Here is a 20,527-nt window from a genome sequence, read left to right as displayed (position 1 = left end):
TCGGCAGTTCGCTGAGCAAAGGAGAGAACCATGCGTTTCCGGATCCCCGTGGCCGTCGCGCTGGCGGCCGCCGCCCTCGTTGCCGTGCCCGCCGGCAGCCAGGCCGCGACCCGCCCCGGCACCGTGCAGCGCGCGCTCGACCAACTGGTGCGCGACGACCACTTTCCCGGCGCGCTCGCCTCCGTGCGCGACGCCCGGGGACACGTCCGGCAGTACACGGCCGGCGTCGGCGACCTGGCCACCGGGCGGCCGGTGCCCCGGGACGGCCAGGTCCGCATCGGCAGCAACACCAAGACGTTCACCGCCGTCGTCGTGCTGCAGCTCGCCGGCGAGGGCAAGATCGACCTCGACGGGACGGTCGAGCACTACCTGCCCGGCCTGGTCCCCGGAAAGATCACCGTGCGGCAGCTGCTCCAGCAGGTCAGCGGGCTGCCCGACTACGACGACGTGCTGTTCACCGCGCCCGCCGACCTGGTCGGCAAGAGCCACTCCTACTTCGAGCCGCGCCGGCTCGTCGACGCCGCGCTGACCCGGCCCGTGAGCTTCCCGCCCGGCACCAAGTGGGAGTACAGCAACACCAACTACGTGCTGCTCGGGCTCCTCGCCGAGCGGGTGACCGAGCGGCCGATCGGCGAGGAGATCACCCGGCGCATCATCGAGCCGCTGGGACTGCGCGACACGTACTGGCCGGGCGTGGGCGAGCAGCGCCTGCGCGGCACCCACCCGCACGGGTACGTCGCGGTGGGCGACGGCGAGCCGTGGGTCGACGTCACCGAGATGGACCCGTCGCTGGGCTGGTCGGCCGGCCAGCTGGTGTCGACCCCGGACGACCTGCGCACGTTCCTCGAGGCGCTGATCCAGGGCCGGCTGCTCGGGCCCGCCCAGCAGAAGGCGATGATGACCACGGTGCCGGCGCCCGACTTCGAACCGACCGCCGGCTGGGAGTACGGACTGGGCCTCGCCCGGCACGCGCTGCCCTGCGGCGGCTACGCCTGGGGACACGGCGGCGACATCCAGGGCTTCGAGACCCGCAACCTGGTCACCGAGGACGGCCGCAGCGCGGTCGTCGCGGTCACCGGCCTGCCGACCTCGCTCGACCAGGTGACCGACGTCTCGAACAGCGTCGACGCGGCGCTGTGCGCCGGCGCCTCCTGAGCGGGCCTTGATAGGAACCGCACAGGAAGTCCATAGGAAGCCCGCCTTCGTTCCACAGCAACGCCACCGATCGTGGGTGCATGACTGTCACCGCCCCTGTTCGCAGACCCACCGCCGCCGGCGCCGCGCCCCGCGTGACGCCGCGTTGGTGGGCCGATCTCGGTGGCGTCGCCGCCGGCGTGTCGATGCTGATCGTGACCGCGCTGTGGGTGCACCACGGCGGCGTCCAGCAGGTCGCCGCCGGCGGCTCCGGCGCCGCCACCGCGATCGGGCGGCTCACCGGCCTGTGGGCCTCGGACCTGCTGTTGCTGCAGGTGCTGCTGATGGCCCGGATCCCGCTGGCCGAGCGGGCCTTCGGCCAGGACCGGCTGTCCCGCTGGCACCGGTGGACGGGGTTCACCTCGTTCTGGCTGATGATGGCCCACGTCGTGCTGATCACCGTCGGCTACACCGGGACGGACTCGCCGCACGTCCTCGGCGAGCTGTGGGACCTGATCCGGACCTACCCCGGCATGCTGCTGGCGACCGCCGGCACGCTGGCGCTGGTCATGGTGGTGGTCACCTCGGTCCGGGCGGCCCGGCGCAAGCTGCGGTACGAGTCCTGGCACCTGCTGCACCTGTACGCGTACGCCGGCGTCGGTCTCGCCCTGCCCCACCAGCTGTGGACCGGTGCCGACTTCATCGGCTCGGCCGCCTCGACGGCCTATTGGTGGACGCTCTACGCCGTGGCGGCCGGCGCCGTCGTCGCGTACCGGATCGGCCTGCCCGTCTGGCGCAACGCGCGCCACCGCCTGGTGGTCTCCCGGGTCGTCGCCGAGGGCCCCGGTCTCACCTCGGTCTATCTGACCGGGCGGCGTCTCGACCGCCTGCCGGTCCGCGCCGGGCAGTTCTTCCAGTGGCGCTTCCTCGACGGGCCCGGCTGGACCCGCGGCCACCCGTACTCGCTGTCGGCCACCCCGCACGGCCACGAGCTGCGGATCACCGTGAAGGACCTGGGTGACGGCAGCTCCCGGGCCGGCACGCTGCGGCCCGGCACCCGGGCGCTGATCGAGGGGCCCTACGGCAAGCTCACCGGCGAGACCTACCGGGGCGGGCCGGTGACCATGCTGGCCTGCGGGATCGGCGTCACCCCACTGCTGGCCCTGCTGGGCGAGCTCCGGTACGCGCCGGGCCAGGCCACGCTGATCTACCGCGCCCGCAGCGAGGCCGAGGTCGCGTTCCGGGACGAGCTCGAGTGGTTCGCCGAGCACCGCGGGGTCCGCGTGATCTTCCTCTTCGGGCCGCGCGCGGACAAGCCGTCGTGGCTGCCCGCCCCGTACGCCGGCCATCCCGATGCGCTGCGCCGGATGGTGCCCGGCATCGCCGCCTCGCACGTCTATCTGTGCGGGCCCGAGGCGTGGACGGGAGCCGCCCGGGCGGCGGCCCTGGACGCCGGCGTCCGCCCCGCCCACCTGCACACCGAACTGTTCGCCTGGTGAAGGACTCTCCGATGCGCCGGATCTCCCTCTGGTTCCTGTCCACGATCGCCGTCCTCGTGCTGCTGTTCAGCTACCGCACCAGCACCAACAGCGGCGCCGGCCCGGCGGTCGCGGCCACCGCGCCGGTCTCGCCGGTCTCGCCGGTCTCGCCGTCGCCCTCCTCCTCGCCGTCCGCTTCCTCTTCGCCGTCGGCTTCCTCGTCCGCTACCGGCAGCAAGACCTACACCGGCTCGACCGCCTCCACCCGCTGGGGCGACGTCCAGGTCACGATCACGGTCACCGACGGCAAGATCACCGACGTCCAGGTGCCGGTCTACCCCAACGGCAACGGCCGGGACCAGGAGATCAACGCGTACGCCCTGCCGGTGCTCACCCAGGAGACGCTGCAGGCGCAGAGCGCGAACATCGACGCCGTCTCGGGCGCGACCGTCACCACCAACGGCTACCTGGAGTCGCTGCAGTCCGCCCTCGACGCCGCGCACCTGGGGTAGTTCCCCCGGCACGTACGATCACGGGGTGAGCGATCCGGCGCCCGGCCTGAACTCGGAGCAGCTCGGCGCGTACTTCGCGCTGATGGAGGTCAGCAGCCTCCTGCAGTACGCGGTGGACGAGCACCTGCGCGCCGACGGTGACCTCAGCTACGTGCAGTTCCAGATCCTCGCCCGCCTGGTGGACGCGCCCGAGGGCCGGCTCCGGATGACCGACCTGGCCGACGGCGTCGTCTACAGCCGCAGCGGGCTCACCTATCAGGCCGGGCTGCTGGAGAAACGAGGCATGATCACCCGCGCGCCGTCGCCGGACGACGAGCGCAGCGTCATGGTGACGGTCACCGACGCCGGCCGGGAGCTGGTCGCCCACGTGCTTCCCGGGCACGTCGAACGCGTACGGCAGCTGCTGTTCGAACCGATGAACCGCAAGGATGTCGCCGCACTCGGCACCGTCCTCGGCCGGGTCCGCGAGCACATGCGGGCCACACCGCCCCGGTCGGCCCGGCCGCGCGCCGGCCGCAACCGATAGCCGGCGGTTGTAGGCCGGCTCACAGTCCGAGCCAGTTGTTTCGAATTCGAAGCGTGCTATGGTCGGCAAGTGCTTCGAAGACGAAGCACTTGCGAGCCGGAAGAGACGAGGACCCCGCGATGAAGGCAGTGCGTTTCCACGAGTACGGCGATCCCGGCGTGCTGCGTTACGAGGACGTCGAGCAGCCCGTCCCCGGCGCCGGGCAGGTGCTGATCCGGGTCGCCGCGACGTCGTTCAACGGCGTCGACGGCAACATCCGCGCCGGGTTCATGCAAGGCCCGATCCCGGTGACGCTGCCGCACACGCCGGGCATCGACGTGTCCGGCACGGTCGCGGCGCCGGGCGAGGGTGTGCGCGGCTTCGCGGCCGGCGACCCGGTCATCGGGTTCCTGCCGATGACCGGCGACGGCGCCGCCGCCGAGTACGTCGTGGCCCCGGCCGAGATCCTGGCGGCGGCCCCGGCCGGCGTGCCGCTGGCCGACGCCGCGGCGCTGCCGACGGTGGGCCTGACCGCGTGGCAGGCGCTGTTCGAGCACGCGAAGCTGACGGCCGGGCAGCGCGTGCTGATCAACGGCGCCGGCGGTGCGGTCGGCGGCTACGCCGTCCAGCTGGCCAAGCAGGCCGGCGCCCACGTGCTCGCCATCGCGAGCCCGCGCAGCGGCGGGCGCGTCACGGCGGCCGGCGCCGACGAGGTCATCGACCACACCACCACCGACGTCATCGCCGCGGTGAGCGAGCCGGTCGACGTCGTGCTCAACCTGGCGCCGATCGAGCCGGACCGCCTGGCCGCGCTGCTGGGCCTGATCCGCGACGGCGGCGTGCTGGTCAACACGACGGTGTGGATGCCCGCGCCCAGCGACGACGAGCGCGGCGTACGCGGCATCGACCTCTTCGTCCGCAGCGACGCGGCCCAGCTGGCGCACCTGGTCTCGCTGGTCGACCGCGGCGAGCTGCGGATCGAGGTCGCCGAGCGGGTGCCGCTGGCCGAGCTGCCGGCCGTCCACGCCGACGCCGCCGCCGGCACGCTCCCGAGCGGCAAGGTCGTCATCGTCGCCCCCGCCGCGTAGCTCTTCGGTGCGCGAGAGGCTCCTGAGAGGATTGCTCGCATGAGCCTCGATCTGGAGCGCCTGATGGCGGTGTGGGACGAGCCGGGCAACGCGGAGGCGTTCGTGCGGCTGTACGCGGATCCGGTCATTCTCAACGGTGTGGCCACTCCGCCGGCCGCTCTGGCCGCCATGGCCCGCGGCCTGCATGCGGCGATCAGCGAGCAGTCGCGGGAGATCCTCGACGTCTTCACCGCCGGCGACCGCGTCGCGGTGGCCTTCGTGCTGCGCGGGCGGCACACCGGGACGCTCGGGTCGCGGCTCGGCCCGATGCCCGCGTCCGGCGCCGTGCTCGAGGCCTCGGTGATCGATCTCTTCACCGTCGCGGACGGGAAGATCACCGAGGTCCGGGCCGTGTCCGACGAACTGGGCCTGCTCCTCGGGGCCGGCCTGACCGCCGCCATCAACCGGCGCGACTAGTAGTGCTTTGTCATGGTTTTCGGCGTTGCCTAGCGGGGGTGGGGAATCCGGTTCCGCAGGTGGGGCAGGTGCCGATGAGGCCGGCGAGCAGGTGTTGCAGGCGTCGGAGTACCGCGTAGAGAGTCATTCCGGCGCACGGGTTTTTGGGTCGAGGCGGTGCAGGGTCAGGAAGGCGTGGGCGGCGCAGACGAGGGTGACGTGGTGGTGGAATCCTTGCCAGGTGCGGCCTTCGTAGTGGTCCAGGCCGAGGCCGGTCTTGATTTCGCGGTAGTCGTGCTCGATGCGCCAGCGTAGTTTCGCCAGCCGGATCAGGGTGCGTTTCGGGGTGCGTTCGGGCAGGTTCGACAGCCAGTATTTGATCGGTTCGTCGGCTCCGGCCGGCCATTCGGCGATCAGCCAGGCCGCGGGCAGGTCCTGGCCTACATGGGCCGAGCGGATGGCCGGACCGGCCGGGCGGATCCGCTGGAACACGAACCTCGAGCTCATCGGGACTGGCCGGCCGTTGCGACGACGGGAGCCGTCGCGCCAGGTCACTCGGCGTGCCGTGTGCGGTCCGGCGGTGAGAATGAGGTCGCAGATCGACGGGGCGCGCGAGCCTGTCAAGATCTTTGTGTAAATGATCTTAAATGTGGATCAGTTGATGTAAGGCCCGATGCGGTCCGGGTAGTGCAGGGCGAGGGCGCCGAGAGCTTGTCGCCAGCCTTGGACGACAGCGCCTTCGACCAGGCGGGCCGGGGCGCGACGTTCGTTGGGAGGCAGGCCTTTCTCCTTCGCCCGGGCGCGGGCGCGTTTGTCCTCGATGTCGCGGATGGCCAGCCAGAGCAGTTTGATCGCGGCGTCATCCGACGGGAAGTGCCCGCGGTTCTTGATGACCTTGCGCAGCTGGTAGTTCAACGACTCGATCGCGTTGGTGGTGTAGATGATTTTGCGGAGCTCGGGCGGGAACGCGAGGAACGGGATGAACCGTTCCCACGCGTTGCTCCAGGTCGCGACCGCGGCCGGATACTTGCGGCCCAACGCTGATTCGGTGAACGCGAGCAGTTCGGTCTCGGCGACCTCGACCGTGGGCGCGGTGTAGATCGGTTTCAACGCGGCGGCGACCTTCTTGCGGTCCTGGTACGACACGAACCGCATCGCGGCCCGGATCAGGTGCACGGTGCAGGTCTGCACCGTTGATTGCGGCCAGGTCGCCTCGATGGCCTCGGGGAAGCCGGTCAGCCCGTCACAGCAGACGATCAGCGTGTCGCGGATTCCGCGGTTGCGTAGCTCGGCGCAGACCCCGGCCCAGAACTTCGCGCCTTCGGTGGCCTGGACCCAGATCCCCAGCACGTGCTTCACGCCGTCGAGATCGACACCGACGGCGATGTGCGCGGCCCGGTTCTTCACCGTGTGCCCGTCGCGGACCTTCACCACCAGCGCGTCCAGGTAGATGATCGGGTAGATCTCTTCCAGCGGCCGTGACTGCCAGGCCTTGACCTCATCCAGCACCGCATCGGTGATCTTCGAGATGGTGTCGTGCGACAACTCCGTGCCGAGCGTGCGCTGCAGGTGATGGCCGATGTCGCGGACGGTCATCCCACCCGCATACAACGAGATGATCATCTCGTCCAGGCCGCCGGTGCGGCGAGCGCCCTTCGCAACCAGCCGCGGCTCGAACGAGCCGGCCCGGTCCCGTGGCACCGCCAGAGCCACGTCGCCGACCTCGGTCGCGACGGTTTTCGCGCTGTGCCCGTTGCGCGAGTTCGGACTGCCTCGCCCGGCCGGATCGCCTTTCTCATAGCCCAGATGCCCGGTCAGCTCGGCTGCCAGACCCCGCTCCAGGACGGCTTTGACCAGCTCGGCAAGCACGCCGCCGTCGCCGGTCAACGCGAGGCCCTCGGCGTCGACCCGGCCCATCAACTCCTCCAGCAACCCGGCCGAGATCATGTCATTGACCGTCTGCCGCGCTGGCGATACCTCACCGCCGGACGGCCCGGACGATCGTGGATCATCAGTCATGGTCACGTGTGTACTCCTCAACTCAGAAGTTGATCACGTACACAAACCATCTGACACGCCCGGGCGCTCTGCCGGTAGATCTTCTTCGGATACGGGCCGTCACCGCAGTACGGCACCGTCGTGCGTTCAACATCGAGGGGGTAGGCGGTCACGGTGTGCGCGACCTGGACCGCGTAGTCGATGCCACGTTCGGCCAGGGCATGCCGGAACTCGCCGACATCGCCGTAGCCGGCGTCGGCAACCAGCACGCTCGGGCGCAGTCCCCACTCGAGCAACTCGTCGATCATCTCCAACACGAGCCGCCACTTGGGCGTGTAGCCGACCGTGTCCGGGATCTGAGCCCGGCGGCGGCGATCAGCGACATCCACGGCCGCGTTCGACGAGGCAGGGTCCCAGCCGGCCGGAAGGAACAACCGCCAGTCCACCGGGCACGACGCGGTCTCGGTGACCAGACTGACCGACACCGCGACCTGGCAGTTGGTGACCTTGCCCGCGGTGCCGGTGTATTGACGGGCCACGCCGGGCGAGGCTTTGCCGTACTTGAGCAGGCCGGTGTCATCGATCGCCCAGGCCGGGCCGTCCAACGCCGCGGTGATGCGCTGGGCGATCCGCCGGCGCACCGGCGCCACCTGCCACGGACTGTTCGTAACGAAGTGATTCAAAGCCTGCTCATGCGGGCCATGCAACCGGGCCGCCATCGGCTGGATCGACTTACGCCGCCCATCCAGCATCAACCCACGCAGATAATCCCCAGCCCGATCCCGCCAGAGCGCGAACCGCAAAGACCCGAACACATCCCCGACGAACTCGCCCAGCTCATCACCCAGACGCTGCACCGCAACGGTGTCCATAACCCACGACACCAACATCAAGATCTGTCACCATCACCCACCCGAACGGTGACAAAGCACTACTAGGTCCGTCCCGTGGATCACGCGGGGCTGCGCCGAGGCCCAGGCGGCGCCTGACGGCGTCCGCGAAACGCCCGAATCCGCAACGATTTCCCCGTTGCCGCGCCGGTCAGCGGTCTGGACGTGCGGTTGGGCCGGCGCTGCTTCCCGGCCACTGCCGTCGGTCACCGCCAACTGGTGGCCTGGGCCGGCGCTCTTGGGCTGGTGCGCCACGCCGGTGTCGAGGGCAGTCATCCCTCCGGCGCAGCTCTGACCCGGCATCTGCGTACCGCCGGGTTGCAAGTCATCGAGGTCGGACCGGCCCGCCGGGCACAACAGCGCGACCGCGGCCGTCGCGCGATGGCCGGTCAGCCCAGCTTGAACGGGTCGCGCAGCTCGCCGGTGAGCTCGACGTAGACCGACTTGGTCTCCAGGTACTCCTCGACCGCCGCGATCCCGTTCTCGCGGCCTATGCCCGACCGGCCGTACCCGCCGAACGGCATGCTCGGCGACACCACCCGGTACGCGTTCACCCACACCGTGCCGGCCCTGATCTTGGCGGCCACCCGGTGCGCGCGGTGCACGTCCCTGGTCCAGACCGCGCCGGCCAGGCCGTAGTCGGTGTCGTTGGCGAGCCGGACGCCCTCGTCCTCCGCGCCCTTGAACGGGTAGACGCTCAGGACCGGCCCGAAGATCTCCTGGCGCACCACCGTCGACTCGGGCGTGACGCCGGTGATGACGGTCGGGCGGACGAAGTAGCCGCCGAGGCCGGTGTCCGCCGTCCCGCCCGCGGCGAGAAAAACGCACTCAGGGTTACGCACCTTCCTCGAGAACATCGATTCGCCGCGGTAATCGCACCTCGTAGACCGTATAAAGGCTGTCCCTTTTGTGGCGGCGACACGACTGCCCTGACCCGAGGCCGCGCGGCGAGCCTCGCGTCGTGTTGAATGGCAGGGTGGATACCCTTCGCGTCGAGTTCTTGGAGGAAGCCGATCGCCCGGCGATGTGTCGGATGCTCGAGGACTCCGGCGATGTAGCGCTCGACGTGCTGTTACGCTACAGGCGTCCGAGCAGCCTCTACACGACGTTCGTGGCAGTGCGTGGTGACGCGATCGAGGGGATGCTGACCGGCTCGTTTGATTCCAACGTCGCCGAGAGCGGGGCGTTTGAGTCGTACGAGTTGCCAGTCGCACCGCACGCCTTCCTTGATCGGATTCATGTGCACTCGGCGGTGCGGCACGCGGGTGTCGGCGGCGCCTTGATCGCGGCGTACGCGGCAGAAGCGGCCGAGCGTGGCTGCACCTTCGTCGCGGGCACGATCGATGTCTCATCGGATCCGGCGGCGAGGATAATGTTCTTCAAGCGGCGCGGCTTCCGCGTCGTAGGTCAGGAGAACTTCGGTGCTCGGCCGGCTGATCTTCTCGGTGCGACGCCTGGACGCAGGCGTCCTGTCTAGGCCCGTCTAGTCCTGAGCGGCCGGTGACGGTGACCGCGGGGCAGGGAGTCGTTTAGAGCCTGCGGGCTTGCTTGACGGCGACATGCGAGATCCCGGCTCAGTGGGCATGCGCAGTGCTGCAGCTCGCCGACGACGCAATGTGCTGCTGCCGGTAGACGACGATGGCGACCTCACGCGTTGGGTAACGGTGTTGGCTCAGCGTTACCGCTCCTTGCTAAATCACAATGACCGATGGACGAAGTCGACGATCTCGGTCTCCGTCCGCACGCCCTTCGCCTTAAACGCCGCCTGGGCCCGGGAGACGTCGTGCAATTGATCAGCACCGCTGCGCCTGCCGGGTCCTTGGTAAGTTCGTACGTTCATCATCTGGCTCGACCCTGCTGAGGATCAAGAGGTTGGGATTTCACTGCGCAGAGCGGGATCGCCTCCTGCGGCCAGGGCGCCGCTAATGGGCGTCTCGCCCGGGCAGGCTAGCCAAATCGAAAACGGTGAGCTCGAGGCGCACTCCTATGTAAAACTCGCGATCAGCTTGCACTCCTCACAGGTCAAGTTTTTGCGTCGACGGCCGATAAGTATCAGTCCGTCGGCTTGCGCAGTTAGGCCCGTTAGTCCAAGTCCCTGACGTGCTCGCGCCTTCTGGGCATAGTCACTATTCTCGGAGAGCCAGTCTCGCCATTCAATTATCTGCCTCATTCCCTCGTCAAATTGTTCAGTTGTGCGTTTACGCCTGTCCTGCGTAAAAAGTCCCGCATCTGGCCGCTGGATTTCGACAAGTGTCCAACGGATCAACGGGTTGCTATCAATTCGAACCGTGAGGAAATCGGGCATGAATTGGTTGCCGAGGTAGGGATGTGCTTTTACCCAGCGACATTGAGACCCTCGCTCGCCTAGAAAATTGCGAGGACGACTAGTCAAAAAACGTTGCAAATCTAGTTCGGACGGCCCTCCCTCCAACAGGCTCAGGTAAGCGGCTAGATCGGCTTCGGCATCCTCAAGCGTGAAGCCGCAGATTCTGGTAAATCCTGCCTTGTCGAGATCTATGGTGATCTGACGCAATGCCTCTTCGCGATCGTCCACAATTGAGAGTGTCTCACCGGCCCGCCGAAATAGACGAAATCGCTAGCCACGAGGCCCGCGCCAAGGCCACCGAACCACTAAAGCCCAAAGTCGGCCCCTCCCTGGGACTCCTCGCAACCGCTGCGGAGGCCTGCCGGTTGCGGCCATCTACCACGTGAAATGGTCCAACGTCCCGGTATCGGATTGCCGGAGATCGTGGTCGGGCGGTTCGCATGGTGCAACGTTCGGCCCACGGTACTGGCCGGGGGGCGACCCCCAGACCCCACGGCACGGTCCGGTGGTCGCCCTATGCGGTCCGATCGTGGCTGGGCACGGCGTTGTTCTCGCTGCCCTCACCGGGCGATGCGCTCCCACTGTTCGCGACGATGCCACCGTGTTCGCGGTACGACATCGGCATCTCATCACGCCACCCGGTAATGCAGGTGTGTGACGCCGGGTGCGTCGAGCACGCGCGTCAGCTCGAGTTCGATGCGGTCTGCGTCGAACAGCCGCCGCCCGGTGCCCAGCACGACCGGGATCAGGTGGATCTCCAGCTCGTCGAGTAAGCGCTCGCGGAGCAGCGACTGTGCCAGCCCGGCGCCGTGCACCAGCACGTCCTGCTCACCGGCGGCCGCCTTGGCTTCGCGCATCGCGGTCGCGGCGTCGGGCACGTAGTGGACCCAGGCGCTTTGCGGCTGCGGCGGGGTGCCGCGCGTGGGCACGAAGATCGGCACGCCGTGGTGGTCGCCGCTCCAGTGACCGGCGTAGTCGAACGTCTTGCGGCCGACGACGACCGCACCTGTCGCCATCGCCTCGGCGAAGACCTGACCGCTCAGCCCCGGCGGGTCGAAGTGCGGCCGCTCAGAGGCGGGCGCGCCGAGCCACTCGTGCAGCCGGAGGCCGCCGGTCCCGAGCCCGTTGCCCGGGCCGTCGTGCGGGCCGGTGATGAACCCGTCGAGCGACATGGACATGTACAGGACGGACTTGCTCACTGCGATCTCCTTAGTTGCCGGCGGGGATTCAATGCTCGCCGGCGACACTCAGACTGACTTCTCGCCAGGCCTCGTCGCTGGCGGCGAGTTCCTGTGCCGCCTGCCGTGCCAGCGGCACGGCATCGGTGCCGAGCAGCAGACGCAGAGGTGCGTCCTCGCGACCGACGAGGTCCCGAACCACTTGAGCGACCCGGCGGGTGTTGCCCGGCTCGTGACCGGAGAAGGCGCGCAGCGCCTCGGCGAACGCTCCGATCGTCGGCTGGTACGGCCCGCTGGGGGGCGGGATCGTCATCGACGAGCCACCCCAGTCGGTACGCATGGCACCCGGCTCAAGAACAGTGACCTTCACCCCGAATGGAGCGATCTCCTGGGCGAGACCGAAGGAGAACCCGGCGACGGCACACTTCGCCGCCTGATAGGCGGTCAGGCCCGCGCCGGACAAGCGGACAATGAGCGAGGAGACCTGGAAGATGTGGCCGTTGCCCTGCTCGCGCAGGACCGGCACGACGGCCTTCGAAACGTTCACGACACCGTAGAAGTCGGTATCGATCTGCGTCCGGAACGAATCGATCGTGGTGTCCTCGAACGAGGCTAGATCGGCATACCCGGCGTTGTTGACGACGACGTCGATGCGCCCGAACCTCTCTCGAGCCTGATCGACCACACGCGCGGCCGCGTCGAAGTCGGTCACGTCGAGCCGCAGGACGAGCACCGCGTCGCCGTACCTGTCGAAGAGGTTCTGCAACCGCTCGGGGTTACGCGCCGTCGCTACCACGCGATCACCCCCTTCGAGCGCGCCCTCGACGAGCGCGCGACCCAGACCTCGGGAACTTCCCGTCACGAACCACACCTTGGACATCGCCACGACCTCCTTCCCTAGGGGGACAGCGCCCGTTCCAGCCGGTCGAACGCGTGCGGCACACCGCGGCCGTGCTCGTCGCGCAGCTCGTCGGACGGGAATCCCCACTGGACGATCGTCATCAGGGTCGCCCCGCCTCGGGGCGCGAACATGAACTCGGTGCTGAAGGAGAACCTCGACCCGTCGGGGCGGATCTCGGTCGTGGCCAGCAGCAGGCGGCGGGGGCGCTCGATCGCTTCGAACACGTGCAGATGCCGGTAGAGCTCGCCCCGTGACGGACCGAAGGTGATCTCCCAGGCGCCCCCGACGCGCACCTCGCAGCGCGAGTCGACGACCCAGCCCGGCGCGTCGCTGCCGTAGAACTCGCGCTGGCCTGCTGGGCTCGTGAACAGATCGAACACGCGAGCCGGCGACGCCTGGACCAGGCGCTCGAAGCGGAGCTCGCGGTTCACGGCGCGCGCTCCACGAAGCGTCCGAACCGATCCAACCGGCCCTCCCACGCGCGGCGATGGGCCTCGATCCACTCGCCCGCTTCACCGAGCGTCGTGGCCGAGCCCAGCCGGCACTCGCGCACCCGGCCCACCTTCTCGGTCTCGACCAGGCCGGCGAGCTCCAGGATCCCCACGTGCTTCTTGATCCCGTTGAGGGTCAGGCCTGACGGTCCGGCCAGCTCGCTCAGTGTCGCGGGACCGCGGCCCAGGCGATCGAGAATGCCCCGCCGCTTGGGGTCCGAGAGCGCGAAGAACGTCGCGTCCAGCGTTGGCGATAGTGCACCCATCGGTGCAGTATACGACTGTTCGCCCGCTGATCGACGGTCACCTGTGTGAAGCGGTGACGGTCACACTTCTGGGGCCACCGCACCATGGTCGGAGCGCCACGATCACCGGCGCAAACGTCGATCGGGAGGCGGCCGCCCGGACTCAGCCTGTCTCGTCACTCCATCAGGCGCGCGATCGAGCCGTAGCAACGCATGTCGGCGATGCGGTCGCCGGCCAGGTCGTAGACGAGACAGTAGACGAAGCGGGGCTCGGTCGCGCCGGGGCGGTCGGTGCAGTCGCCCTCGAGGTAGGCGTGGCCGTCGGCGAGGACGAGCTCGCGCTGCCGGTGGTCGTACATCCGGCCGTGCAGCGCGAGGACGAAGTTGCGGACCGCCGCCGGCCCGTGCGCCTCCCGGCCGGTCTCGATCATGACCCAGCGGACGTCGCCGGTGTAGAACGCGGCGAAGTCGGCGCCGTCACCCATCGCGTGGAAGTAGTCACTCATGGTCTGTCTTGCCTGATCGACGGACATGGACCCGACGATCCTCCGGTCGGCCGCCCGGGAATGTCGGGTGGCCGACCGGTGATCGGCCTCACTGCGCCGTCAAGATCTTGGGGCCACTATCAGATGCGCCGTTCCTCGCGGGGACGAACGGCGGCTGTCTGGAGGGCGACTTGCAGACGATCTCTTCGGTGCGCCTTCGCCTACTCGGGTGGGTCGCCCGCCGATTCGCCGGCAAGGCCGGGTCGGTGTCGTTCGACAATGCCCTCTCGATGCTGCCGGACAGCTCGCTGTTCCCGCTGTTCCGGGACGGCCTCGACCCGGTCGGCCGGGTCGGCGAGCTGCGCGAGCGGTCGCCGGTCAGCCGGCTGCCGGTGCCGCTCGGCATCCGGGCCTGGCTGGTCACCGGCTACGAGCCGGTGCGGGCGGTGCTCGGCAGCACGGACGGGTTCAGCAACGACTTCGGTCCGTTCGCCGAGCGGGTCGGGCTGACCGCCGCCCGCGAGCCCGGCGGGCTGGGCATGACCGATCCGCCCATGCACACGCGGCTGCGCCGGCTGATCATGCCGGAGTTCACCATGCACCGGCTGGCCCGGCTGCAGCCGCGGATCGAGGCCATCGTCGCCGACCGGCTCGACGCGATGGCCGCGCTCGACGGCCCGGCCGACCTGTTGCAGGAGTTCGCCCTGCCGGTGCCGGCGCTGACCATCTGCGAGCTGCTCGGCGTCCCGTACGCCGACCGCGCGCTGGTCCAGCGGTTCAGCGCCGCCCGGTTCGACCTCGGCGACGGCGCCTACGCCCCGCTCGACGCGATCAACGAGTCGCGGGCCTATCTGCGGGACCTGGTCGCCGACCAGCGCCGCAACCCGGGCGACGGGCTGCTCGGCTCGCTGATCCGCGACCACGGCGACGAGCTCGACGACCAGGAGCTGGCCGGGCTGGCCGACGGCGTGCTCACCGGCGGGCTGGAGACCAGCGCCAGCATGCTCGCGCTCGGCGCCCTGGTGCTGATGACCCGGCCCGAGCTGGCCGGCCCGCTGCGGGCCGGCGAGCCGGCCGACGCGCTGGTCGAGGAGCTGCTGCGCTATCTCACGGTGGTGCAGGTGGCATTTCCCCGGTTCGCCGTCCGGGACATGGAGGTGGCGGGCGTGCCGATCAAGGCCGGCGACATCCTCATGTGCTCGCTGAGCGCGGCCGACCGCGACGAGGTGCTCGGCCCGGGCATGGACCGGATCGACGCCGCCCGGTCGGCCGGCCGGTCGCACCTGGCCTTCGGGCACGGCCTGCACCGCTGTGTCGGCGCCGAGCTGGCCCGGATGGAGCTGCGCACCGCCTATCCGGCCCTGGTGCGGCGCTTCCCGCGGATGCGCCCGGCGGTCGACCCGGCGAGCCTGCCGACCCGCCGGGCCTCGATCGTCTTCGGCCTGGACGCGCTGCCGGTCACCCTGGAATAGAGGCAAGGGAGGCGCGCACGAGCACCAGCCTTTCCGGGAACTGCACCGGCGCCTGCACACCGGTGACGGCGAGCATCCGGCCGGTCAGCTCGACGCCGTCCGCCCACCAGCGCAGAGCATGGCGGGTCGGCCCCTGCGGTTGGTCGCCCGGGGCGAGCGGAGCCAGCCGGTAGACCGCGTCCGGTTCGAGGCCGGGCAGCCGGACCCGCCCCGGCGGCGACACCACCCCGGTCGTCATCGCGACCAGCGCGTAGACGGCCTCCGACCGGTCGGCGGCGACGACACCGTGCACCCACAACGCCGGATCCGGGTGGTCGGCCCGGACCACCGTCCCGCTGTGCAGCAGGCCGCGCAGCTCGCGGTAGAGCCGTACCCAGGCGGCGAGCCGCTCCACCTCGGCGTCCCCGGCCGCGGTGATGTCCCACTCGATCCCGAAGTGGCCGAACAACGCGGTCCCGGCCCGGAAGTCGAGCGTGTGCACGCGTCCGGTGGTGTGCGAGACCGTCGGTCCGACGTGGGCGCCGATCAGCTCCGGCGGCAGCAGCGTGCCGGTCCAGCGCTGGATGTGCTGCCGCTCGAGGGCGTCGTTGCAGTCGCTCGCCCACACCCGGTCGGTGCGTTCGAGCACACCGAGGTCGACCCGGGAACCGCCGGAGGAGCACGACTCGATCTCCACCCCGGGATGGCGCGCGCGCAGCTCGTCCAAAAGGCGATAAAGGCGCCGCGTCTGTACGTGGACCCCGGCCCCGCCCCCGGGCTGGTGACCGGCGTCGACCAGATCCCGGTTGTGGTCCCACTTGAGGTACCCGATGTCGTACTCGGTCAGCAGCGCGTCGAGCCGCTCCAGGATGTACGCGTAGGCGCCGTCCTGCCCGAGGTCGAGCACCTGCTGGTGGCGGGCCTCCGGTGGCATCCGCCCGCCGGTCGACATGATCCAGCCGGGGTGGGCGCGGGCGAGGTCGGAGTCGGGGTTGACCATCTCGGGCTCGACCCACAGCCCGAACTGCAGGCCGAGCCCGCGCACGTGGTCGACGAGCGGGTGCAGGCCCTTGGGCCAGATCGTCTCGTCGACGTACCAGTCGCCGAGCCCGGCGTGGTCGTCGCGGCGGTGCCGGAACCAGCCGTCGTCGAGGACGAACCGCTCGGCGCCGATCCGGGCGGCGGTGTCGGCCAGCGCCTTCAGCTTCTCCAGGTCGTGGTCGAAGTAGACCGCCTCCCAGGTGTTGACGATCACCGGCCGGGGCGACCGGGGGTGGTGCGGCCGGGCTCGCAGGTGGCGGTGGAAGCGGGCGGACAACGCGTCGAGCCCATGACCGTACGAGCCGTAGAGCCACGGGCCGTCGTACGTCTCGCCGGGCGCCAGCCGCATCTCCCCGGCCAGCAGCAACTCTCCCCCGCCGAGCAGCGCCACGCCGGACGGGGTGCGTTCGGCGAGCGTACGGTGATTGCCGCTCCATCCGATGTGGATGCCCCATACCTCGCCGCTCCCGAAGCCGAAGCCGGGTGTGCCGGCGGCCAGCACGATCGAGGCGTCGGCGCCGGTCCGCCCCCGCCGGTTCTCCCGGAGCCGGGTGCCGAGCGTGAACGGCTGCCGTTGCGGGATGCGCTCGCGCAGGTGCCGCCCGGTGAAGTCGAGCACCTGGGCCGCCTCGGCCGGCACCGGCAGCGCGAGCAGGAGACCGTCCACGGTGAACGCCGATGCGGTGTCGTCGTTGGTCAGCCCGGCCCGCGTCCGCACCAGGCCGGAGCCGGTCATCTCGAGCTCGAGCCGCAGCGAGAGGCCGGCCGCCGCATCGCGGGCGGTGACCCTCAGCCGGCCGTCACCCTCGTCGAGCCCGGTCACGGTGAAGGCGGTGGAGAACGCCGTGCCGTCGCGGTGGCCGGTCAGGCCGGGCGTGCCGGACCACCCGGCCGAGTGCTCCGGCAGCAGGCTGACCGGCACCACCTCGTCGAGGTCGTTGGTGACCGGCTGCGGCGTCGCGGCCGTCACCAGGGCCGCCAGCTCGCCGGGCGAGGCGTCGCCGAGGTCGGCGCCCCAGTGCAGCACCCGGGGCAGCCGCGGCCCCGAACAGTCGAGCACGAGGCTGACCCCGGCGGCCCGCCAATGCACGAGAGCAGCCGACTCACTGGGCGACATCGAACAACCTGTTCAGCTGGTCGTTGAGGGCGGTCAGCGCGGAGACCGGCTCGCTGCCGATGTAGACGGCGTCCATCCGCGGGTTCATCAGCGCGGTGATGTCGGCCGCGTTGGTGGTGACCGGGAACAGGAACGTCGTCTTGTTCTTGACCTGGTCGGTGAAGGGCGTGACGTCGAGCTTGCGCTCGTCGCGGTTGTAGGCGATGGCCAGGTCGGTGCCCTCGGGACGGGCCGGGAAGACCACGCCCGATTTGCCGATGATGCTCTGGCACTCGCTGCCGGAGAGGAACTTGACCCACTTGGCGGCGTTCTCCGGCTGCTTGGAGAGGGTGGTGACCGAGTCGGCCAGGCCGTTGAACATCGAGGCCCGCTTGCCGGTCGGCCCGATCGGGGTCGGCGCGACGCCGATGTCCAGCTTCTTGCCGGCGGCGTCGGTCAGCTTGCTGAAGGTGGAGATCATCCACGAGCCGCTGAGGCCCATGGCGGCGATCCCGGACTGGATCTGCTTGTCGGTGCCGATCGCGTTGGCGCCGCCGATCTCCTCGTACGTCGGCATGTAGCCCTTGCGGGCGAGGCCGAAGTACCAGTCCAGGGTCTGCTGGAAGGCGGGCTGGTCGAGGTTGAAGTGGGTGCCCCACGGGTTCCTGTCGGTGGCCTGCCAGCCGGCGCTGCCGGTGAACGCCGACCACTGGGTCTGTCCCCAGCCCGCGCCCCCGGAGCCCTCCGAGCTCAACCCGTGGATCTTGACGTGGTTCTTGTCGAAGCCGGCCTCGTCGCCGCGCTTGCCGTTGACGTCGACGGTGAGGTGGGCGACGAGCTTCTCGAAGGTGCCGCCGTCGGCCGGGTTCCAGGTCAGGTCGTTCAGCGCGGCGGGGTCGACGCCGGCCGCCTGGAGGGTGGCCCGGTCGTAGAAGAGCGCGATGGTGTCCCAGTCCTTCGGCGTGCCGTAGCGCTTGCCGTCCTGGCCCTTCCACAGCTGGGCCAGGCCGGGCTGGTAGTCGGTGTCCTTGATGTCGCTGGTCGGGCCGAGGTCGTCGAGCGGGCGCAGCACCTTCAGGTCGACGAACTGGGCGTACTTGGCGAGGTGGTCGGTGAAGACGTCGGGCGCGGTGTCGGCGATGAACCCGGCGGTCAGCTTCTGCCAGTAGACATCCCAGCCGTACTGGGAGATGTGGATTTTGAGCCCCGGGTTCTGCGCGGCGAAGGCGTCGGCGCATTTCTGGTAGCCCGGCTGCTGACCCGAGTCCCACAGCCAGTACTCGATGGTTCCGTTCCCGCCCGCGCCGGTGGCCGCGTCGGCGCCGGACCAGCCACACCCGGCGAGCAGCACGGTGGCGGAGAAGGCCGCGAGGAAGCGTCTCATTTGATACCACTGAATCCGATCGAGTTGACGATCCGCTTGGCGAAGAAGCAGAAGAGGACGAGCATCGGCAGGGCGGCCACCAGCGTCGCCGCCATCAGGCCCGACCAGTCCGGCCCGGTCTGCGGCGTCTGCGACTTGAAGACGCCGAGCGCCACGGTGAGCACCCGCGACCGGTCGGTGTAACTGACCATCAGCGGCCAGAAGTAGTCGTTCCACGAGGTGATGTAGGTCAGGATCGCCAGGGTGGCCAGCGGCGCCGACGACATCGGCAGGATGAGCCGGAAGAAGACACGCACCTTGCTCGCGCCCTCGACCAGCGCCGCCTCCTCGACCTCGCGGGAGATGCCGAGGAAGAACTGCCGCAGGAAGAAGACGGCGAACGGGGTCATCAGCATCGTCGGCAGCGCCACGCCGAGCAGCGTGTCGACCAGGCCCAGCTGCTTGATGAGCACGAAGTTGGGCAGCAGCGTGAAGATCGCCGGGATCATGAGGCCGGCCAGGAAGAACGCGAACACCTTCTCGCGGTGCTTCCACTGGAGACGGGCGAAGGCGTAGGCGGCCATCGCCGAGAAGAACACCTGGCCGCCGGTCACCAGCGACGAGACGATCACGGAGTTGAGCAGGTAGTGCCAGAAGTTGATCGGCTGGCCGGCGCCACCGGCGTCGATCGCCTCCTGGCCGGTCTGCAGGCCGAAGACGCGGGCGAAGCCGCCCCACGAGAACTGCACCGGCAGCAGGCTGTCGGAGCCGGCGTAGAGCGCGTTGTTGCTGGACAGCGCGGTGCGCAGCATCCAGTAGAACGGGAACAGGCTGGCCAGGATCACCAGGATCATGAAGACCCAGGCGAGCATGCGGCCGATGTTGAACCCGGCCTTGGCCGGTGGCTCATCGGCGGTGCGGACGGCCGGCACGGCGACCGGCGTTGCGGTGGTGGCCACGGTGTCCTCCTCAGGCCAGGTCCGACGACTCGGCGCGGGTGAGCCGGTACTGCACGAAGGTGATGACGACCAGGATGAACAGCAGCGCGACCGACATCGCCGAGGCGTAGCCGAACTGGAAGCGGCCGAACGCGACGTCGTAGATGTAGTACTGCAGCACCCGCGACGAGTCGACCGGGCCGCCCCGGGTGGTGATCGCGACGGTGTCGAAGACCTGGAACGAGCCGACCACCGTGATGATGAGGACCAGCGCCATGATCGGGCGCAGCAGCGGGACGGTGATCCGGCGGAACATGGTGATCTCGCCGGCGCCGTCGACGCGTCCCGCCTCGTACACGGTCTCGGGAATGGTCTGCAGTCCCGCGAAGATCAGCAGAGCCGTGTAGCCCACGTGCCGCCAGACGTTGATCAGCGCGATGGTCGGGATGACCCAGGCGCTGTCGGACAGGAACGCGATCCGGTTCAGGCCGATCAGCTCGAGGAGCTTGTTCCCGATGCCGAGCTGGTAGTCGAGGATCCAGAGGAACACCATCGCGGCGACCACATTGGACACCAGGTACGGCGTCAGGACGATGCCGCGCAGCCAGGTGCGCCGGGTGAGCCGCTGCATCATCACCGCGATGATCACGGCGAACACCGTCTGGATGACGATGTTCACGAACACGTAGTAGATGGTGACCTTGAGCGCGTTCCAGAAGACCGGGTCCTGGACCATGCGTACGTAGTTGTCGAGGCCGTTGAACTGCGGCGGCGTGAGCAGGTTGAACTTGGTGAAGCTCAGGTAGATGCCGCGCAGGGTCGGCCAGACCATGAAGACCAGGAAGCCGATCAGGGCCGGCGCGATGAAGACCATCGCCAGCCGGGTGTCGTCGCGGCCCCGCTTCCGGGGCGCGGGCGGGGCGGGAGCCCGTCGCGTGGGGGTGGTGGTACTGATCGCCATCATTGTCTCCT

General features: G+C 69.5%; 20 protein-coding genes and 2 pseudogenes. 8 read left to right on the top strand and 14 right to left on the bottom strand.

All coding sequences use genetic code 11. The features are described 5' to 3' along the window. The first annotated feature begins 30 nt into the window (after nt 1-30). The 6 genes from ACQP2F_RS12620 (at nt 31) to ACQP2F_RS12595 (ending at nt 5,173) form a co-directional block, all read left to right on the top strand. On the top strand, nt 31-1,155 hold the full coding sequence (locus tag ACQP2F_RS12620; protein ID WP_433303656.1) for a serine hydrolase domain-containing protein: 1,125 nt from the start codon (nt 31-33) through the stop codon (nt 1,153-1,155). 80 nt (nt 1,156-1,235) lie between these two features. Then, nucleotides 1,236-2,633 (top strand): ferredoxin reductase family protein, encoded by a 1,398-nt coding sequence (locus ACQP2F_RS12615; RefSeq protein ID WP_433303654.1) that lies wholly within the window; start codon nt 1,236-1,238, stop codon nt 2,631-2,633. Between the two features lie 11 nt (nt 2,634-2,644). Further along, nucleotides 2,645-3,124 (top strand): FMN-binding protein, encoded by a 480-nt coding sequence (locus tag ACQP2F_RS12610; RefSeq protein ID WP_433303652.1) that lies wholly within the window; start codon nt 2,645-2,647, stop codon nt 3,122-3,124. A gap of 25 nt (nt 3,125-3,149) precedes the next feature. Beyond that, complete coding sequence (locus ACQP2F_RS12605) at nt 3,150-3,650, top strand: MarR family winged helix-turn-helix transcriptional regulator (protein ID WP_433303650.1); 501 nt, start codon at nt 3,150-3,152, stop codon at nt 3,648-3,650. A gap of 119 nt (nt 3,651-3,769) precedes the next feature. Further along, on the top strand, nt 3,770-4,717 hold the full coding sequence (locus ACQP2F_RS12600) for an NADP-dependent oxidoreductase (protein ID WP_433303648.1): 948 nt from the start codon (nt 3,770-3,772) through the stop codon (nt 4,715-4,717). A 39-nt stretch (nt 4,718-4,756) separates the two neighbouring features. Further along, nucleotides 4,757-5,173, top strand: a complete 417-nt coding sequence (locus tag ACQP2F_RS12595; RefSeq protein ID WP_433303646.1) for an ester cyclase — start codon at nt 4,757-4,759, stop codon at nt 5,171-5,173. Nucleotides 5,174-5,296: 123 nt separating this feature from the next. Here the strand turns inward: ACQP2F_RS12595 and ACQP2F_RS12590 are convergent. The 4 genes and pseudogenes from ACQP2F_RS12590 to ACQP2F_RS12575 all read right to left on the bottom strand — a co-directional run. Then, nucleotides 5,297-5,746: pseudogene (locus ACQP2F_RS12590) on the bottom strand (transposase); the annotation flags it as partial. 60 nt (nt 5,747-5,806) lie between these two features. Continuing rightward, a complete protein-coding gene (locus ACQP2F_RS12585; RefSeq protein ID WP_433303644.1) occupies nt 5,807-7,099 on the bottom strand; it encodes an IS256 family transposase in 1,293 nt (430 codons plus the stop codon). Between the two features lie 134 nt (nt 7,100-7,233). After that, nucleotides 7,234-8,022, bottom strand: a pseudogene (locus ACQP2F_RS12580) (IS701 family transposase); the annotation flags it as partial. A 407-nt stretch (nt 8,023-8,429) separates the two neighbouring features. Beyond that, nucleotides 8,430-8,882 carry an aldehyde dehydrogenase family protein gene (locus ACQP2F_RS12575; protein ID WP_433303642.1) on the bottom strand — a complete coding sequence of 151 codons (453 nt, stop codon included), beginning with the start codon at nt 8,880-8,882 and terminating at the stop codon, nt 8,430-8,432. Nucleotides 8,883-9,016: 134 nt separating this feature from the next. On the opposite strand from ACQP2F_RS12575, the gene ACQP2F_RS12570 reads away from it, so the two are divergent. After that, nucleotides 9,017-9,517 carry a GNAT family N-acetyltransferase gene (locus ACQP2F_RS12570; RefSeq protein WP_433303640.1) on the top strand — a complete coding sequence of 167 codons (501 nt, stop codon included), beginning with the start codon at nt 9,017-9,019 and terminating at the stop codon, nt 9,515-9,517. A gap of 507 nt (nt 9,518-10,024) precedes the next feature. Here ACQP2F_RS12570 and ACQP2F_RS12565 read toward each other — a convergent pair. The 6 genes from ACQP2F_RS12565 to ACQP2F_RS12540 form a co-directional block, all read right to left on the bottom strand. Continuing rightward, a complete protein-coding gene (locus tag ACQP2F_RS12565; RefSeq protein ID WP_433303639.1) occupies nt 10,025-10,594 on the bottom strand; it encodes a Shedu anti-phage system protein SduA domain-containing protein in 570 nt (189 codons plus the stop codon). Nucleotides 10,595-10,995: 401 nt separating this feature from the next. Beyond that, nucleotides 10,996-11,565: a dihydrofolate reductase family protein gene (locus tag ACQP2F_RS12560; RefSeq protein WP_433303637.1), complete on the bottom strand. Its 570-nt coding sequence runs from the start codon at nt 11,563-11,565 to the stop codon at nt 10,996-10,998. 28 nt (nt 11,566-11,593) lie between these two features. Further along, nucleotides 11,594-12,424 (bottom strand): SDR family NAD(P)-dependent oxidoreductase, encoded by an 831-nt coding sequence (locus tag ACQP2F_RS12555; RefSeq protein WP_433303636.1) that lies wholly within the window; start codon nt 12,422-12,424, stop codon nt 11,594-11,596. Between the two features lie 17 nt (nt 12,425-12,441). Next, nucleotides 12,442-12,876: an SRPBCC family protein gene (locus ACQP2F_RS12550; RefSeq protein WP_433303634.1), complete on the bottom strand. Its 435-nt coding sequence runs from the start codon at nt 12,874-12,876 to the stop codon at nt 12,442-12,444. Further along, nucleotides 12,873-13,202 (bottom strand): ArsR/SmtB family transcription factor, encoded by a 330-nt coding sequence (locus tag ACQP2F_RS12545; protein WP_433303632.1) that lies wholly within the window; start codon nt 13,200-13,202, stop codon nt 12,873-12,875. The genes ACQP2F_RS12550 and ACQP2F_RS12545 overlap by 4 nt, the downstream gene beginning before the upstream one ends. Before the next feature lie 155 nt (nt 13,203-13,357). After that, nucleotides 13,358-13,714 (bottom strand): nuclear transport factor 2 family protein, encoded by a 357-nt coding sequence (locus ACQP2F_RS12540; protein WP_433303630.1) that lies wholly within the window; start codon nt 13,712-13,714, stop codon nt 13,358-13,360. A gap of 161 nt (nt 13,715-13,875) precedes the next feature. Here ACQP2F_RS12540 and ACQP2F_RS12535 point away from each other — a divergent pair, with 161 nt between their 5' ends. After that, the gene (locus tag ACQP2F_RS12535) at nt 13,876-15,138 is read left to right on the top strand and encodes a cytochrome P450 (RefSeq protein WP_433303628.1); all 1,263 of its coding nucleotides are present in this window, start codon (nt 13,876-13,878) and stop codon (nt 15,136-15,138) included. Here the strand turns inward: ACQP2F_RS12535 and ACQP2F_RS12530 are convergent. Genes ACQP2F_RS12530 through ACQP2F_RS12515 form a run of 4 tightly spaced genes read right to left on the bottom strand, consistent with a single transcriptional unit; the run spans nt 15,125 to nt 20,516 of the window. Beyond that, on the bottom strand, nt 15,125-17,275 hold the full coding sequence (locus ACQP2F_RS12530; RefSeq protein ID WP_433303627.1) for an alpha-galactosidase: 2,151 nt from the start codon (nt 17,273-17,275) through the stop codon (nt 15,125-15,127). The two genes, ACQP2F_RS12535 and ACQP2F_RS12530, sit on opposite strands and share 14 nt — an antisense overlap. Further along, nucleotides 17,262-18,638 carry an ABC transporter substrate-binding protein gene (locus tag ACQP2F_RS12525; RefSeq protein WP_433303625.1) on the bottom strand — a complete coding sequence of 459 codons (1,377 nt, stop codon included), beginning with the start codon at nt 18,636-18,638 and terminating at the stop codon, nt 17,262-17,264. Before ACQP2F_RS12525 ends, ACQP2F_RS12530 begins: the two co-directional genes overlap by 14 nt. After that, nucleotides 18,635-19,576 carry a carbohydrate ABC transporter permease gene (locus ACQP2F_RS12520; protein ID WP_433303623.1) on the bottom strand — a complete coding sequence of 314 codons (942 nt, stop codon included), beginning with the start codon at nt 19,574-19,576 and terminating at the stop codon, nt 18,635-18,637. Before ACQP2F_RS12520 ends, ACQP2F_RS12525 begins: the two co-directional genes overlap by 4 nt. A 10-nt stretch (nt 19,577-19,586) precedes the next feature. Then, a complete protein-coding gene (locus tag ACQP2F_RS12515; protein ID WP_433303621.1) occupies nt 19,587-20,516 on the bottom strand; it encodes a carbohydrate ABC transporter permease in 930 nt (309 codons plus the stop codon). Nucleotides 20,517-20,527: the final 11 nt, after the last annotated feature.

Origin of the sequence: Actinoplanes sp. CA-030573 (genome assembly GCF_050951115.1) — a bacterium.
In the GTDB taxonomy this organism is placed as follows: domain Bacteria; phylum Actinomycetota; class Actinomycetes; order Mycobacteriales; family Micromonosporaceae; genus Actinoplanes.
This window is presented reverse-complemented; position numbering and strand designations above follow the sequence as displayed.

What these genes read in the sequence shown, in the direction of transcription:
- ACQP2F_RS12620 (WP_433303656.1), top strand. Translation starts at nt 31, where the DNA reads ATGCGTTTCCGGATCCCCGTGGCCGTCGCGCTGGCGGCCGCCGCCCTC.
- ACQP2F_RS12615 (WP_433303654.1), top strand. Translation starts at nt 1,236, where the DNA reads ATGACTGTCACCGCCCCTGTTCGCAGACCCACCGCCGCCGGCGCCGCG.
- ACQP2F_RS12610 (WP_433303652.1), top strand. Translation starts at nt 2,645, where the DNA reads ATGCGCCGGATCTCCCTCTGGTTCCTGTCCACGATCGCCGTCCTCGTG.
- ACQP2F_RS12600 (WP_433303648.1), top strand. Translation starts at nt 3,770, where the DNA reads ATGAAGGCAGTGCGTTTCCACGAGTACGGCGATCCCGGCGTGCTGCGT.
- ACQP2F_RS12595 (WP_433303646.1), top strand. Translation starts at nt 4,757, where the DNA reads ATGAGCCTCGATCTGGAGCGCCTGATGGCGGTGTGGGACGAGCCGGGC.
- ACQP2F_RS12585 (WP_433303644.1), bottom strand. Translation starts at nt 7,099, where the DNA reads ATGATCTCGGCCGGGTTGCTGGAGGAGTTGATGGGCCGGGTCGACGCC.
- ACQP2F_RS12555 (WP_433303636.1), bottom strand. Translation starts at nt 12,424, where the DNA reads ATGTCCAAGGTGTGGTTCGTGACGGGAAGTTCCCGAGGTCTGGGTCGC.
- ACQP2F_RS12545 (WP_433303632.1), bottom strand. Translation starts at nt 13,202, where the DNA reads ATGGGTGCACTATCGCCAACGCTGGACGCGACGTTCTTCGCGCTCTCG.
- ACQP2F_RS12540 (WP_433303630.1), bottom strand. Translation starts at nt 13,714, where the DNA reads ATGTCCGTCGATCAGGCAAGACAGACCATGAGTGACTACTTCCACGCG.
- ACQP2F_RS12530 (WP_433303627.1), bottom strand. Translation starts at nt 17,275, where the DNA reads ATGTCGCCCAGTGAGTCGGCTGCTCTCGTGCATTGGCGGGCCGCCGGG.
- ACQP2F_RS12525 (WP_433303625.1), bottom strand. Translation starts at nt 18,638, where the DNA reads ATGAGACGCTTCCTCGCGGCCTTCTCCGCCACCGTGCTGCTCGCCGGG.
- ACQP2F_RS12515 (WP_433303621.1), bottom strand. Translation starts at nt 20,516, where the DNA reads ATGGCGATCAGTACCACCACCCCCACGCGACGGGCTCCCGCCCCGCCC.